Origin of the sequence: Asticcacaulis currens (assembly GCF_028550395.1) — a bacterium.
GTDB classification, from domain to species: Bacteria; Pseudomonadota; Alphaproteobacteria; order Caulobacterales; family Caulobacteraceae; genus Asticcacaulis; species Asticcacaulis currens.
The window spans coordinates 33,224-47,198 of the sequence record NZ_JAQQKW010000012.1; the positions used below are offsets into that span (position 1 = coordinate 33,224).

At 62.5% G+C, this 13,975-nt stretch carries 15 protein-coding genes; 8 read left to right on the plus strand and 7 right to left on the minus strand.

The features are described 5' to 3' along the window. Nucleotides 1-23: 23 nt before the first annotated feature. On the plus strand, nucleotides 24-275 hold the full coding sequence (locus PQU94_RS16205; protein ID WP_272742475.1) for a hypothetical protein: 252 nt from the start codon (nucleotides 24-26) through the stop codon (nucleotides 273-275). Between the two features lie 37 nt (nucleotides 276-312). Here the strand turns inward: PQU94_RS16205 and PQU94_RS16210 are convergent, their stop codons facing one another. From PQU94_RS16210 to PQU94_RS16225, 4 genes are all read right to left on the minus strand, one after another. After that, nucleotides 313-999, minus strand: coding sequence for an ATP-binding cassette domain-containing protein (locus PQU94_RS16210; protein ID WP_272742476.1), 687 nt, complete (start codon nucleotides 997-999; stop codon nucleotides 313-315). Then, the gene (gene modB / locus PQU94_RS16215) at nucleotides 996-1,673 is read right to left on the minus strand and encodes a molybdate ABC transporter permease subunit (protein WP_272742477.1); all 678 of its coding nucleotides are present in this window, start codon (nucleotides 1,671-1,673) and stop codon (nucleotides 996-998) included. Before modB ends, PQU94_RS16210 begins: the two co-directional genes overlap by 4 nt. Before the next feature lie 4 nt (nucleotides 1,674-1,677). Then, entirely contained in the window at nucleotides 1,678-2,421 is a 744-nt protein-coding gene (modA, locus tag PQU94_RS16220) for a molybdate ABC transporter substrate-binding protein (RefSeq protein WP_272742478.1), read from the minus strand. Nucleotides 2,422-2,610: 189 nt separating this feature from the next. Further along, nucleotides 2,611-3,879 (minus strand): 3-phosphoshikimate 1-carboxyvinyltransferase, encoded by a 1,269-nt coding sequence (locus tag PQU94_RS16225; protein WP_272742479.1) that lies wholly within the window; start codon nucleotides 3,877-3,879, stop codon nucleotides 2,611-2,613. A 225-nt stretch (nucleotides 3,880-4,104) separates the two neighbouring features. Between PQU94_RS16225 and PQU94_RS16230 the strand changes: the two genes are divergently transcribed. From PQU94_RS16230 to PQU94_RS16250, 5 genes are all read left to right on the plus strand, one after another. Next, complete coding sequence (locus PQU94_RS16230; protein WP_013479430.1) at nucleotides 4,105-4,341, plus strand: FeoA family protein; 237 nt, start codon at nucleotides 4,105-4,107, stop codon at nucleotides 4,339-4,341. Between the two features lie 15 nt (nucleotides 4,342-4,356). Beyond that, nucleotides 4,357-6,189, plus strand: a complete 1,833-nt coding sequence (feoB, locus tag PQU94_RS16235; protein ID WP_272742480.1) for a ferrous iron transporter B — start codon at nucleotides 4,357-4,359, stop codon at nucleotides 6,187-6,189. After that, nucleotides 6,186-6,401, plus strand: coding sequence for a DUF6587 family protein (locus PQU94_RS16240; protein ID WP_272742481.1), 216 nt, complete (start codon nucleotides 6,186-6,188; stop codon nucleotides 6,399-6,401). The genes feoB and PQU94_RS16240 overlap by 4 nt, the downstream gene beginning before the upstream one ends. 103 nt (nucleotides 6,402-6,504) lie before the next feature. Next, the gene (locus PQU94_RS16245) at nucleotides 6,505-6,702 is read left to right on the plus strand and encodes a hypothetical protein (RefSeq protein ID WP_272742482.1); all 198 of its coding nucleotides are present in this window, start codon (nucleotides 6,505-6,507) and stop codon (nucleotides 6,700-6,702) included. Between the two features lie 113 nt (nucleotides 6,703-6,815). Beyond that, on the plus strand, nucleotides 6,816-7,055 hold the full coding sequence (locus PQU94_RS16250; RefSeq protein WP_272742483.1) for a hypothetical protein: 240 nt from the start codon (nucleotides 6,816-6,818) through the stop codon (nucleotides 7,053-7,055). Here the strand turns inward: PQU94_RS16250 and PQU94_RS16255 are convergent. From PQU94_RS16255 to PQU94_RS16265, 3 genes are all read right to left on the minus strand, one after another. Further along, the gene (locus PQU94_RS16255; protein ID WP_272742484.1) at nucleotides 7,052-8,371 is read right to left on the minus strand and encodes an NCS2 family permease; all 1,320 of its coding nucleotides are present in this window, start codon (nucleotides 8,369-8,371) and stop codon (nucleotides 7,052-7,054) included. The genes PQU94_RS16250 and PQU94_RS16255 overlap by 4 nt on opposite strands. Nucleotides 8,372-8,667: 296 nt before the next feature. Then, nucleotides 8,668-9,588: a 5'-methylthioadenosine/S-adenosylhomocysteine nucleosidase gene (locus tag PQU94_RS16260; protein WP_272742485.1), complete on the minus strand. Its 921-nt coding sequence runs from the start codon at nucleotides 9,586-9,588 to the stop codon at nucleotides 8,668-8,670. Between the two features lie 137 nt (nucleotides 9,589-9,725). Beyond that, nucleotides 9,726-12,317, minus strand: coding sequence for a glycoside hydrolase family 3 protein (locus PQU94_RS16265; RefSeq protein WP_272742486.1), 2,592 nt, complete (start codon nucleotides 12,315-12,317; stop codon nucleotides 9,726-9,728). 619 nt (nucleotides 12,318-12,936) lie between these two features. Here PQU94_RS16265 and PQU94_RS16270 point away from each other — a divergent pair. Together PQU94_RS16270 and PQU94_RS16275 are read left to right on the plus strand one after the other, a co-directional pair. Next, nucleotides 12,937-13,701 carry a hypothetical protein gene (locus PQU94_RS16270; protein WP_272742487.1) on the plus strand — a complete coding sequence of 255 codons (765 nt, stop codon included), beginning with the start codon at nucleotides 12,937-12,939 and terminating at the stop codon, nucleotides 13,699-13,701. After that, a complete protein-coding gene (locus tag PQU94_RS16275; protein WP_338735724.1) occupies nucleotides 13,653-13,970 on the plus strand; it encodes a DUF6624 domain-containing protein in 318 nt (105 codons plus the stop codon). The genes PQU94_RS16270 and PQU94_RS16275 overlap by 49 nt, the downstream gene beginning before the upstream one ends. The last annotated feature ends 5 nt before the right edge of the window (nucleotides 13,971-13,975 follow it).

Below are 13,975 nucleotides of genomic sequence, written 5' to 3' on the forward strand. Positions count from 1 at the left end.
CTTCTGTGACAAGGAGCGTGCCCATGACCGACGACATACCCCCGCACAGCTTTGAGGACGGCGAGCGCGTCGAACACGCCGAAAAAGGCCTTGGCACGGTCAGCCATGACCCCGCCGATGACAACCTGATCGTGCCGCACGGCGAAGCGCGTAAGGTCGGGGACGACATGGTGCATGTGGTGTGGGACGATGACCGCTTCCCGGTTGGCAAGGTCGCGGCCTCGGAGCTGCAAAAAGTGCCCGAGGCCACCGCCGCCATCTCGACGGGCATGTAATCCTTTATACCTTCCCAACGTGTTGGGGAGGTGTAGATTATGACCCCAAGGCCTTGAGCGCCAGCGCCTCGATTTCGGCCTGAGACAACCCGTCCAGCGTCACCGCCGCGCGCTCGCTCAGGCGTCCGTTATGGAGGTAGAGAACCCGCTGCGTGAGGCGCGCCACCTCCAGCGGGTCGTGGCTGACATAGAGCACCGGCACGCTCTCAGCCACATCGCGGATCAGCGGCAGGATTTCGGCCCGTGCGGCCTGATCGAGGCTCGACAGCGGCTCATCCATCAGCAGCAGATCCGGCCCGGACAGTAGCGCCCGCGCCATGGCCACGCGCTGACGCTCCCCGCCCGATAGCCGCGCCACCTGACGCGGCAGCAAGGCACCGATACGCAGCAGATCGACAATCGCGCCTTTATCGACGGTTTTCGGACTGCGCCTGAGCGCAAAATCGAGATTGCCTTCGACCGACAGGTGGCTGAACAGTGAGGGCTCCTGAAACACATAGCCGACGGCGCGTTTTTGCACGGGCACAAAACGGTCCTCCGCCTGCCAGACGGCGTCGCCGACCTGCACCCGCCCGCTCAGGCGCTCCAGCCCGGCAATAGCGCGCAGCAGCGTCGTCTTGCCGGACCCGGACGGCCCCATCAGCGCCGTCAGCCCTGCCCCGGCCTCAAAACGCACCGACAGCGCCAGATCACCAACCATACCACTCAGATCGACCTGAATCATGGCCTGATCCCCGCCGAGCGCGCGCCAAAGCGCCGGTCGATGACCAGCATGATCATCAGGGCCACGAACGAGAAGGCCAGCAGGCCGCCGGAGATCAGATGCGCTTCGGCAAAGTTGAGCTGTTCCACCGCCTGAAAGATGCGGATGGAAACGACCTCTGTCTGCCCCGGAATGGCCCCGCCGATCATCAGCACCACGCCGAATTCACCGATGGTGTGCGCAAAGACCAGCAGCGCCGCCGTCACATAGCCGCGCCGTGCTTGCGGCAGGGCGACTGACCAGAAGGCGTCCCAGGGCGAGGCGCGCAAGGTGGCGGCCACCTCCAGCGGACGCGGCCCCATGGCCTCAAACGCATTGCGTATGGGCTGCACGGCAAAGGGCAGCGAATAGACCAGTGAGCCGATGACCAGACCGGTAAAGGTAAAGGCCAGTGTCCGGACGCCAAACGGCTGCAACAGCGCCATCAGCGGGCTGTGCGGCCCCAGGGCGATCAGCAGGTAAAAGCCCAGCACCGTTGGCGGCAGGACGATGGGCAGGGCCACTACGGCGGCCACCGTATCGCGCACCCACCCCGCCCCTTTGGCCAGCCACCACGCCAGCGGCGTCGCCAGCAGCAGCAACAGAGGTGTGGTCACGGCGGCCAGCAGCAAGGTGACGCGGATGGCCTCCCACATGGATTCAGCGGACCTCGTAACCGTGCGAACAGATGATCTTCACCGCTTCCGGCGAGCGCAGAAAGGCCATATAGGCCCTGGCGGCGGGATTGCTCGCGCCGGTGTTCAGCAGCACGGCCTGCTGATCAATGGGCGTATAGAGGTGGGCCGGCACCCGCCACGACGATCCGCCCTTGCCCTGCACCTGCGACAGGGCGACGAAGCCCAGTTCCGCCGCCCCCGTGGCCACGAAGGTATAGGTCTGGGCGATATTGCCGCCCTTGACGATCTTCGCTTGCAGGCGGTCATAGAGGCCCAGCCGGGTCAGGGTCTCGACCGCCGCCACGCCATAGGGGGCCGCCGCCGGGTCGGCAATGGCCAGCTTGTCAAACGCGCCCTTGCTGAGGACCGCGCCCTTGGCGTCCACGCGGGTATCGGCGCTCCACAGGACCAGCTTGCCATAGGCATAGACAAAGCGCGTCCCCTTGACCGTCAGCCCCTCGGCCTCAAGGCGCAATGGGCGTTCGGCATCGGCGCTGAGGAAGACATCAAAGGGCGCACCGTTCTTGATCTGCGCATAAAACTGACCCGACGCCCCGAAGCTCTGGGTGACGGTGTGGCCGGTCTTCTTTTCAAAGGCGCTGGCGATCAGTTTTGCTGTGTCGGTGAAGTTGGCGGCGACGGCGACGCGCACCTCTTCCGCCCGTGCCAAAGCCGGCACGGTAAACAGCGCAAGGGCGATCAGCAGAAGACGACGAAGGGTTTGCATGGGGTCATGCTGGCATGGGAAGAAAAATTTAGCCACGAAAAACACGAAAAGACACGAACTTCATTGCGCGCAGTCTAAGCGCGAAGCGTCTGATTATTGTGTGTGTCACAGACGGAAAATGGCCCTGCGGGCAAAGCCGTTTCTACACGCGCAGTGTTCGTGACTTTTCGTGTTTTTGGTGGCTAAAGCCTACGGATGCTTCAACCCCACGCCAAGGCTTTCCAGCACGTCCCAATAGGTCGGGAAGGTCTTGGACACGCATTTCGGATTGTCGATCACCACGCCCGACATCATCAGCCCAGCAAGCGAAAAGCACATGGCGATGCGGTGGTCATTGTGCGTGTCGATCACCGCTTTTGTCGTCGCCCCGATCAGCGCCGGATCGGCATGGACGATCAGGTCGTCGCCCTCTTCGTGGGCCAGCCCGGCGCGCAGCGCGTTCAGCCCGTCGCACACGGCGCTCACCCGGTCGCATTCCTTGACCCGCAGATTACTGATGCCGACAAAGCGCACCGGCGTCTGGTTAAACGCCGCCAGCACGGCCAGCGTCGGCACGGCGTCCTGCATCTGCGAGCCGTCGATGACGGCGGGCATGTGCGGCCAGCTCATGATGACGTCGCGCGCCCTGGCGTCCGGCTGGGTCAGGGCCGCCGTGTCCATCTGAAAGTCGATCTGGCCACCGGTCAGCACCTCGGCCGCCCACAGATAGGTGCAGGAGGAAGCGTCGGGTTCGACAGGATAGTCTGCCGCCACATAGCCGGTGGGTTCCACGCGCCACACGCCGTCAGACGGCTGTGAGACGTTCGCGCCAAAGGCCTGCATGACACCGAGCGTGAGGTCGATATAGCCGCGCCCGCCGATGCCGTGATCGCCACGCAGCCGCACCTCAACCGCGGTCTCGCCGCAGGCCGCCAGCATCAGAAGCGCCGACACGTACTGGCTCGACAATCCCGCGTCGATGTCTACGACATCGCCAGAAAAGCCGCCGCGCGCCATCACCGTCACCGGCGGACAGCCGGTCGGGGCCGACACCTCGACCCCCAGCCGCGTCAGGGCCTCGACCAGCGGCAGGATAGGCCGTTTGCGCATGTGCGCGTCGCCGTCGATCACCACCGCCCCGTCGGCCAGCGCCACCGCCGCCGTCAGAAAGCGCGTCGCCGTACCCGCATTGCCGAGAAACAACGGCTCAGCCGGCGCTTTCAGCTTGCCCGACGAGCGCAGCCTGACCGTGGTGGCATCGACCGCCTCGATCTCAACCCCCATCTGCTTTAGGGCGGTCGCCATATGCACCGTATCGTCGCTGGTCAGCACCCCCGACAGCGTGCTTTCCCCCCTAGCCAAGGCCGCCACCAGAAAGGCGCGGTTGGTCAGGGATTTCGAGCCCGGCACCACCACGGCCCCGGTGATCGGCCCCGTGACCGGCACGATTTCAAGCTGAGGGAAGGCGTCGATATTCATAACAAACTCCGCGATACAGGCGCTTCCTAAACACTGAGACGGCGTTCGTAAAGGGTGCAGCCATCCGCCGCAGGCCGCGCAGTCGCTTGTTTTTATTGCATCTGAAACCGTTTACCTGACGCCTGAGATCACATGCCCGGACAAAACCGTTGTCAGGACGGTTTCAATTGCGTAAGAGCCACTTTATAATCATTCTCACTTGCAAGTTTGACCCGCGTCCCCGATATGAAACTCAGCGATCTGCCTCTGCATAGCGCCGCCATCGTCGTCGATGTCGCCGATCTCGGTGCCGATGACCGCGTCGGCCGTCGGTTGCGCGAACTGGGCTTCGTCGCCGATGAGCCGGTAAAGGTCGTGGCCAAAGGCCCGTTCGGGGCCGAACCCCTGCTGATCCAGATTGGCTTTACCCGTTTCGCGCTGCGCCGCGCCGAAGCCGACCGGGTTCAGGTGCGTACAGCGTAAGGAGCGCGTGCTGAGATGTCCGGACTGCTGATCGCGCTCGTGGGTAATCCCAATTGCGGCAAGACCGCCCTGTTCAACCAGCTCACCGGCGCGCGCCAGAAGGTCGCCAACTTCGCCGGTGTGACGGTCGAGCGCAAGGAAGGCAGCTTTACCGCCCCGTCCGGCCGCACGATCAAGGTGCTGGACCTGCCCGGTGCCTACAGCCTCGATGCGCTGGGCCCCGACGAGATCATCACCCGCGACGTCTGTATGGGCAAGGTGGCCGAAGTGGGCGCGCCCGACGTGATCGTCTGCGTGGCCGATGCGACCAATCTGCGCCTCAACCTGCGCTTTGTGCTGGAAATCCGCAAGCTGGGCCGCCCGATGGTGCTGGCGCTCAACATGATGGACGCGGCGCACAAGCGCGGCATCCATATTGATCAGGACCGGCTTCAGGCCCGGCTGGGCATTCCGGTCATCCAGACCGTGGCCATTGCCGGGGGCGGTGCCAAACACCTGATCGAATACATCGACACGCAGTCGATCGAGGCCCCGAAGATCGCCGGGACCGAGCGCGACGTGCACCTTGAGGTGCGCGATATTCTCAATGCCGCCGTCACCATGCCGAGCTTTACGGCGAAGATCGACGATCAGCTGGATGGCGTCCTGCTCAATCCGGTGTTTGGCCTGCCCATCCTCGCCCTGTTGATGTTCGTGGTGTTTCAGGCGGTCTTCGCCTGGGCGACGCCGCTGATGGACGGGATCGAGGGCCTGTTCGGCTGGGCCGCCGACATGGTGCGTACCCACATGCCCGAAGGCCTGTTGCAGAGCTTTATCGCCGACGCCATGATCAGCGGGGTGGGTTCGGTGCTGGTCTTCCTGCCGCAGATCCTGATCCTGTTCTTCTTTATTCTGGTGCTCGAAGAGTCGGGCTACCTGCCGCGCGCCGCCTTCCTGCTCGACACGCTGATGGCGCGGGCGGGCCTGACCGGGCGGGCCTTTATCCCGCTTTTGTCGTCGTTTGCCTGCGCCATTCCGGGCGTGATGGCCACGCGCTCGATCCACGACATCCGCGACCGCCTGACCACCATCATGATCGCGCCGCTGATGACCTGTTCGGCGCGCCTGCCCGTCTATGCCCTGCTGATCGCCGCCTTCATACCTGAGCGTCAGGTGTGGGGCGTCCTCAGCTTTCAGGGCCTTGTGCTGTTCGGCCTTTACATCGCCGGTATCCTGTCGGCCCTGATCGTCGCCTGGGTGATGAAGCTGTTGCGCACGGACAAGAGCCCGGCCATGCTGCTGATGGAACTGCCCTCCTACCGCCTGCCCAATCCGCGCAATCTGGCGCTGGGCCTGTGGGAGCGTGCGGGCATTTTCATGCGCAGAATCACCGGCGTCATCTTCGCCGCCAACACGCTGTTGTGGGTGCTGGCCACCTTCCCGCGCCCGCCTGCCAATGCCACGCAGCCGGCCATCGACTATTCCTTCGCCGGTATGATCGGCCACGCCATCGAGCCGATCTTCCGCCCCATCGGCTTCACGTGGGAAATCTGTATCGCCCTGATCCCCGGCATGGCCGCCCGCGAAGTGGCCGTGTCGGCACTGGGGACGGTCTATGCCATTTCGGGCTCCGAAGACGCCGTGGCCAATCAGTTGCAGGCCACGGTAGCCGCGCAATGGTCGCTGGCCACCGGCTTCTCGCTTCTCGCCTGGTACATCTTTGCGCCGCAGTGCCTTTCGACGCTTGCCGTCATTCGCCGCGAAACCAATTCGTGGAAGTTCGTCGGGATTACGGCCGGTTACCTGTTCGCTCTGGCCTATCTGGCCTCGTTCCTGACCTATAGCGTAACGAAGCTGGTGGCGGGATGAGCTACGACCTGATCCAGACCCTGATCGTCGCCGCCATTGTGGCCGTGGCTGCCGCCATGATGGCGCGCCGTTTGTTTCCCAGAACCACTGAGGCCGTGGCCCGCCGACTGGGGCTCAAGCCCGCGGCCAAACCGGCCGCGGGGTGCGACTCCGGCTGCGCGTCGTGCAATGGCTGCAAGACGCTGAATTTCGATTTGCCCCCTAAGAAGTAACGGAATGCCTTTTGATGTAATCGCCAAGCACCTCCCCTGATTTCAGGGGAGGCGCTATGAGAGCTTGTCTTCTATCTAAAATCATTCCCATCTGAGCGCGTCTTTGAGACTGGCCGAACTCAGGGCAAAAAAAAGCCGCGCATTGCGGCGCGGCTTAAAAGTTTACAGGGAGGAAACGCCCAGGAAGGGCAATCAGCGCAGCGCGCTGAACATCTCCAGTTTAGTTTGCGATGCAGCAAAACGCAAGGCCTTAAGCGGCAAGCCTCTTCAACAAAAGTTACAAACGCAATGGGGTTTGTGAATGCAACGCAACACAGATCGTCGATAGGGCATTCTTACAAACGAGCGGGCTTTTTGCACTGTGGTTTTCCGTCGCAGGGCGCATGCTGAGAGTCTTTGTACAGGAGCCCTGTCATGACCCATTCCGAAGACCCGTTGCACGCGCGCGGCGACGCGCTGACCCGCAGCGGCCCCGAAGGCCCCGGCAACCTGCCGCGCCGTCGTCTGCCGTGGGGCATTATCGCCCTTGTGATCGTCCTGATCGGATTTGTCGTCGCCTTTACGGCCACCAACCGCGACAGCCCAACCGCCAAAGGTCCGGATGCGGCCTATGACGCCAATCGCGTGGACAAGACGGGGACTTCAAACCCCTAAGCGGCACTCAACCAGATAAAGCGCGCCACAAACAGCCCGGCCAGCACCAGTAATAGCCAGTCGCCAGGCCGCGCCTGACCGCGCAGCAGCTTGATCACCGCATAGGCCGTGATGCCGAAGGCCAGCCCGTTGGCGATGGAAAAGGTCAGGGGAATCCCGATCAGAATCAGGAAGGCCGGGACGGCGATAACCGCGTCTTCCCAGTCGATCTCTCTCAGCGGGGCCATCATCAGCGCGCCGACGATGATCAGGGCCGGAGCGGTGGCCGCCGCAGGGATAAACTGCGCATAGGGGGCGAAGAACAGCGCCACGAGGAACAGCAACCCCGTCACCACCGCCGTCAGGCCCGTGCGGCCGCCTTCGGCCACACCCGCCGCGCTTTCGATATAGCTGGTGACGGTCGAGGTGCCCATTACCGCGCCGGCCATCGAGGCGATCGAGTCGGTGAACAGGATCCTGTTGAGGCGCGGGATGCTGCCGTCCGGCTGCATCAGCCCGGCGCGCTTGGAGACGCCGACCAGCGTGCCGACATTGTCGAACAGATCGACAAACAGAAACACGAAGACGATTTCAAGGATGCCGAAGCCCGTCTTGCCAATATCGAGCGCCGCCGGAATATCCAGTGCAAAGGCCGTCGCCGTCAGCGCCTTGAGGTCATAGGGCGTGGGCTGATAGGTCACCTGCCCCAGACCCCACGCCGCTCCGGTGGTCGCCAGTATGCCGATCAGCACCGCGCCCTTAATGCGCCAGGCGCTCAGGACGGCGATAATCAGCAGCCCCAGCAAGGCCAGCGCCGAGGCCGGTGTTTTGAGGTCACCCAGCGCCACGGTGGTGGCCGGACTGGCGACGATGATGCCTGCCTCTTTCAGGCCGATAAAGGCGATAAACAGGCCGATCCCGCCCGCTACGGCGGCGAACAGGGGCTTGGGGATGGCGTTGACGATCATCTGACGCACCCCGCCGAGCGTCAGCAACAGAAAGCACACCCCCGACAGAAAGACGCAGCCCAGCGCTGTCTGCCACGGCAGCCCCATCCCCTTGACCACGGTGAAGGTAAAATAGGCGTTGAGCCCCATGCCGGGTGCCATGGCCAGCGGATAGTTGGCCACCAGCCCCATCAGGATAGAGGCAAAGGCCGCCGATGCGCAGGTCGCCGCCGCCACCGCCGCCAGCGGCATCCCCGTCTGCGACAGGATGGCCGGATTGACCAGCACGATATAGGCCATGGTCAGGAAGGTGGTGAAACCGGCCATCACCTCGGTCCGCACCGTGGTGCCCTGTGCGCTCAGGCCAAAATATCTGTCGAGAAAGCCCATATCGTCCCCACTCCATAGAGCGCATTCCGAAAAGTGTGCCACGGTTTTCGGAATCAAATGCGCGACAAAACAAAATCTTAGAGCGGAATTTCGATTCAGCCCTAACGAAATCCGCTCTAAGTTCCTCCCCTGATTTCAGGGGAGGTGGATTTGACGCCGCTTAGGCGTCAAAGACGGTGGGGTTAAAACCCGCCGCTTTAACCCCACCACCGCATCTCAACGGCTGCGCCGTTTCGTGCGGTCCCCCTCCCCAGCACGCTGGGGAGGTATGAAGACGCAAGCGCACCTTTCGGCCCTTATTGTGCCGGCAAGGCCCGGATAAACCGGCACACGACTGTTGCTGAATTTTCCGAGGCCAGTGCCATGAAGGTCGCCATCTGATTGGCGTGTTCGTCACCGCCCGCCAGATCGGACAGACTGCGGAAGACGATGAACGGCACATCATTGGCAAAGGCCACCTGCCCCACGGCTGCGCTTTCCATATCCGCCACGCGGGCATTGAAGGCCCGGTGCAGATAGTCGCGGTAATCGGCATTATCGACAAAGGCCGGCGACGATACCGCGTCCCCGCCCACATGCAGTTGCGGCCTGTGATCAAGGCAGCGCCCGTCCGCCGTACAGTGGGCCAGTTCCGTCTGCTCAAGTTTAGCGGCGACCGCCAGCATGGCCGGATCGGCCTCAAACCACACCTTCGGCGCGGGCGCGTGTTTGGCGCTGCCCACCACCACCGAATTGGGGATGATCATGCCATAGGCTTCCATGCCATCCGGTGCCCAGGTCAGCCAGTCCGGCTTGACGAAGCCCGTGGCGGTCTTGCGCCCCATAATGGTTTCCAGCGACTGCGCCCAGCGCGCCGGGACGACCACATCGCCGATCTTCAGGGACGGGTCAATGCCCCCGGCTATGCCCGAAAAGACGATGCGCTCGACGTGGAAGCGGTCAATAAGGAGCTGCGTATTCATCGCCGCATTGACCATCGACATGCTCGACATGGTCAGCACAACAGGCTTGTCCTCCAGCGTGCCGGTGACGAATTTCATGCCGTTGAGGCTGTAGCTTTGGGCGTCTTTCAGTCGCCCTATCAGGGCCTGCCATTCCGGCTCAAAGGCCGAGATGACGCCGATGCGCGGGGTTTTATCCAGATAGGCCGCCGCCTGCGCCGTCATCGTCATCATTACGCTCATCACCATCGCCAGACAGAGGATCCAAAACCGCATACGTCACCCCTTCGCAAATGCGAAAAGCTAACGCGACCCACGGCCTCTGGCAAATGGAATCCGATCCGGGCTCAGATCATAAAAAAGGCGCGGTGGAGAGGCTCCACCGCGCCTTGTGGGTTGAGGCCAAGAGTCGCCTATTTCGGGCAGACCGCATCGCCTTCGTTGGAGGCCAGCTTGACCGCCGTATAGGTCAGTTTCAGCGGCTTTTCCGAACGGAGCGCAAACGGCATACCGATCTGGGCCATGTTCTGACCGATAGCGGCGAAGCAGTTCAGCTTGACCTTCAGCGTATGGAACTGACCGTCGGCCTTCAGCAGGCTGGCCACATTCATTTCCTGGAAGACGAAGCGGTCACGCCCCAGCGCCAGCAGCACCGGACCGGTCGGGGCGGCATCAAGCTTGTAGGTGATGGAGATGGCCAGCTCGCCGGTCGATTGACGGCTGAGGTCAACCACGTCGCTGGCAAAATAGGCCTCGCCCTTGCCCTGACCCGTAAAGGTCAGCAGGCGGCCGTTTTCCTGAGCCCCGGCATCGACCGTGGCCTGAGTGACCACGCCCTTCGGCGACTTGATCGTGCCGTGATCACCCGCCACCGCGCCATCGGCGTCGGCGAGGTAGAACTTCCACGGTGCCCGCACGCGGCCGGCATTGAAGTAGGTATCGACATTGACCACGCCGGCGTCTTTCAGACCGGAGTCTTCGGACAGCGGCAGAAGATCACCCTTGTCGGCATAGGTCAGGCCGTAGCCATAGGCAAACAGCGGGTCATAGCCCGGCGTGTTGAGGTTGAGTGGCTGCTGATTGGCGAACTTCGGCCACGAGAAGCTGAGCTTGCCCTTGAAATCGTTGCGCGCCTTGCCCGCCTTGTCGCCGATCAACACATCGGCCACGCCGCCGCCTTCGCTGCCCGGCAGGAAGGCCGCCACAAAGGCGTCAGAGGCGTTGATTTCCGGGTTGACCCACATCGGACGGCCCGACAGGAAGACGGTAACGACCGGTATGCCCGCCTTTTTCAGCTTTTTGATCAGGGCCAGATCCTTGCGATCCCCCGACTGGTAGTCGAGGTTCGGACGGTCGCCCTGGAATTCGGCATAGGGGTCTTCGCCGATCACCACGATGGCGACGTCCGGCTTCTTGCCCTTGAATGTCCCATCGACCGACAGGGTGGCCTTGCCGCCCGACGCCTTCACCGCGTCGCTGATGCCGCCGAAGATCGACTGACCGTTGGGGAAGTCGGAATTGGCATTGCCCGTCCCCTGCCAGGTGATGGTCCAGCCGCCCGACTGCTTGCCGATATTGTCGGCCCCGTCACCGGCAACGAGCACCGTCGCCCCGCCCTTCAGCGGCAGCAGCGAGCCATTGTTCTTGAGCAGGACCAGAGACTCACGCACGGCCTGACGCGCCACGGCGCGGTTTTCGGCCTTGCCCAGATTTTCCCAGTGACCGGCCATCGGGCGATCCTTGGGCGCGCCCAGCGTGAACAGGCCGCCCTTGATCTTGGCGCGCAGGATGCGGCGCACGGCGTCGTTCAGGCGGTCTTCGGAGATTTCGCCGGACTTCACCTGAGCCAGCGTGTTCTCATAGATGCCCTTCCACGAATCCGGGGCCATGAACATGTCGATCCCGGCATTGAAGGCCTGCGGGCACGAGGTGGTGGTACACCCCGGCACCTGACCCTGCGCGTTCCAGTCGGACACGACAAAGCCGTTGAAGCCCATGCGGTGTTTCAGCACGTCGGTCAGCAGATATTTGCTGCCGGTCAGCTTTTCCCCGTTCCACGAGGAGAAGGAGGCCATGACCGACAGGGCCCCGGCTTCGATCGACGGCGGATAGCCGGCATTGTGGATAGTGGCCAGTTCCTCTTCGCTGATCTGGGCGTCGCCCTGATCCTTGCCGTTCAGCGTGCCGCCGTCACCGAGGAAGTGCTTGGCCGAAGCCATGATGTGTCCGGGCTTTATGCCCTCATCACCGCCCGTGTCGCCTTGCAGGCCTTCGACGACCTTACCGGCATAGGCCGCGACATCGGCGGGGTTTTCCGAATACGACTCATAGGCGCGTCCCCAGCGCTTGTCGCGCGACACGGCGACCGTCGGCGCAAAGGTCCAGTCCACGCCCGCCAGCGACATTTCATAGGCGGTAACGCGGGCAATATCCTTCATCAGTTGCGGGTTGCGCGTAGCCCCCAGACCGACATTGTGCGGGAAGATGATCGCCCCGACGAGGTTCGAGTGGCCGTGCACGGCGTCGATCCCGAACAGCAGCGGAATCTTCGTCTTCGACGGATATTCCAGTGAGGCGCGCCAGTAGGCGTCGGCCAGATCGAGCCATTGTTGCGGCGTGGCGCGCTCATTGCCGCCGGGGGCCGAGTTGCCACCGGCCAGAATCGAGCCCAGCGGGTATGTTTTGAGGTCTTCCGGCTTGATGGCCGAAATATCGGCCTGAACGGTCTGACCGACCTTTTCCTCCAGCGTCATGTCGGCCATCAGGGCGTCGATCTTCGCTTCGACATCGGCGTCGATCAGACCCGCATCCTTCGTCGTCGGCCACACGGGGTTGACCTCAACGGCGGCGGGCTTCGCCACCTCCGCCGGGGTCGCCGCCACAGGTGTCGGCTCCGCCTTGCCCTTGCTCTCGATAATGGTGACGCAGCCCGAAGTCGCCAGGGCCGTCAGCAAAAGGCCTGCGGGCACGCTGGCTTTCAGCGCGCCCTTCATGGATTTGCGCATGTCTTCTCTTCCTTCTTCCCGCGGCGTTTCGTTTGCCGGTCTTATTTGTATATCGGGTCGGGCAGCGTGCAACCGCCACGCCTGACCGCCCCACTTAATGACAGCGCTATCAGGGAGCGTCAAGCGACGAGGCACCTAGGCGCGCAAGGGAAAGGCATGTGAAAACGATTTTATCGCCCGCAGCGTCAAAAAAAGCCCCGGCTTTAAATTATTGACGCTGCGGGGATTTTTTTGGCTTTTTCACGTCAGCGCCGAATTTTGACCGCGCTTATCGTCGCTTTCGTCAAAAACGCACTTGACAGCGCTGTCAGATTATCGCAATCCTTTGTTACCCGTTGGTGCTCCTTTTTGAACGGTCCCTCCGACCGTTCGAATCTGAGTTTAAAATCCTGGCTGAGCGTGGCTTCTTTCCCTTTTTCACGGTCGCGCGCCCGCAGGATTTTAAATCGTCATCTGGATTTGGCATTATTCAGGTGGCAATGGCCTTATACCCGGCAGCCCGGTTCATCCGGTCTGCCGGTTTTTTTTGCTTGTTAACAGCCCGCCCCACACGCATAAGTTGATGAGACTGGGCATGAAGGGGCATTTTCATTGACCTCTTGACACGATCGGGGGGGCAATGAGACGGGTTTTTCTGACACTTTACGCCATTGGCGTGATGGCACTGCCGGTAATAACGCCCGCACTGGCCCAAACGGCCGAAGAGCGTGCCCGCGCACTGGCCGCCCATCCGCCGCAGGATCTCGATACCTATTACAGCCTCAAGACCGAGATTGGCGACGATCAGACGGGGGCTGTCCTTACGGCGCTTACCGCCCTTGCCTACACAGAAGCCAACATACCGGTAGGAGACGTGGTTTCCGGCTGTCGCCTGCCGCAATGGAACGCGCCCGTTTCCGCCGGCCTCCTGCTGGCCCTGTCGGCTTCGGATCGCGCGACCTGGACCCTCTACCGCGACGATGCCAGAAAGCGTCTCGCCGACTGGGATCGCATCTGGGGCTTGCTGCAAAAGCAGGAAAAGACAGAGGCCGATTTCGATGCGGTGGCCGGTCAGATCGCCGCCAGTCAGCATGAACCAACCGAAAAGGGCCGCACACTGGCGCAGCGCGTAGCGCGCGATCAGTTCGAGCGGCGCTCCGCGCAGATCACCTCAGAAAAACGCCTTTGGGCGCAAGGCGCTGCGGAGCCGGTACATCTTTATCTCAGTGCGATCATCTATGCCCACACCTGTGCCGCAGATATCGACAATACAATGTGGCTGAAATCGCAACTGGCGGAATCGGGTGGTTCCGCGTATCGGTTTACGGTGCCAATGCCGACAAAAATGCGTGGGTTCTGGTTCAGCACGCCGATCACGATGTCGCTTTCCAGAAACAGGTACTGAGCCTGCTTGAGCCTTTGGTTCCTCTTAAGGAGACCTCGCCCGGCAACTATGCCTACCTCTATGACCGGGTCGCCGTCGCTGAAAAGCGGCCTCAGCGCTACGGCACACAAGGGCGCTGCATAGGCGACAAAAAATGGAAGGCTTTTGAGGTTGAAAATCCGGACCAGCTCGATGCGAGGCGGGCCTCGGTCGGCCTTATGCCTCAGGCGGAGTATGAGGCGATTTTCACCTTCTGCACACTGGCCATGGTCCCGCCCTCCGAGAAATAACCGGC

What these genes read in the sequence shown, in the direction of transcription:
- modB (WP_272742477.1), bottom strand. Translation starts at nt 1,673, where the DNA reads ATGTGGGAGGCCATCCGCGTCACCTTGCTGCTGGCCGCCGTGACCACA.
- PQU94_RS16225 (WP_272742479.1), bottom strand. Translation starts at nt 3,879, where the DNA reads ATGAATATCGACGCCTTCCCTCAGCTTGAAATCGTGCCGGTCACGGGG.
- PQU94_RS16205 (WP_272742475.1), top strand. Translation starts at nt 24, where the DNA reads ATGACCGACGACATACCCCCGCACAGCTTTGAGGACGGCGAGCGCGTC.
- modA (WP_272742478.1), bottom strand. Translation starts at nt 2,421, where the DNA reads ATGCAAACCCTTCGTCGTCTTCTGCTGATCGCCCTTGCGCTGTTTACC.
- PQU94_RS16230 (WP_013479430.1), top strand. Translation starts at nt 4,105, where the DNA reads ATGAAACTCAGCGATCTGCCTCTGCATAGCGCCGCCATCGTCGTCGAT.
- PQU94_RS16255 (WP_272742484.1), bottom strand. Translation starts at nt 8,371, where the DNA reads ATGGGCTTTCTCGACAGATATTTTGGCCTGAGCGCACAGGGCACCACG.
- PQU94_RS16260 (WP_272742485.1), bottom strand. Translation starts at nt 9,588, where the DNA reads ATGCGGTTTTGGATCCTCTGTCTGGCGATGGTGATGAGCGTAATGATG.
- PQU94_RS16210 (WP_272742476.1), bottom strand. Translation starts at nt 999, where the DNA reads ATGATTCAGGTCGATCTGAGTGGTATGGTTGGTGATCTGGCGCTGTCG.
- feoB (WP_272742480.1), top strand. Translation starts at nt 4,357, where the DNA reads ATGTCCGGACTGCTGATCGCGCTCGTGGGTAATCCCAATTGCGGCAAG.
- PQU94_RS16265 (WP_272742486.1), bottom strand. Translation starts at nt 12,317, where the DNA reads ATGCGCAAATCCATGAAGGGCGCGCTGAAAGCCAGCGTGCCCGCAGGC.
- PQU94_RS16240 (WP_272742481.1), top strand. Translation starts at nt 6,186, where the DNA reads ATGAGCTACGACCTGATCCAGACCCTGATCGTCGCCGCCATTGTGGCC.
- PQU94_RS16250 (WP_272742483.1), top strand. Translation starts at nt 6,816, where the DNA reads ATGACCCATTCCGAAGACCCGTTGCACGCGCGCGGCGACGCGCTGACC.
- PQU94_RS16270 (WP_272742487.1), top strand. Translation starts at nt 12,937, where the DNA reads ATGAGACGGGTTTTTCTGACACTTTACGCCATTGGCGTGATGGCACTG.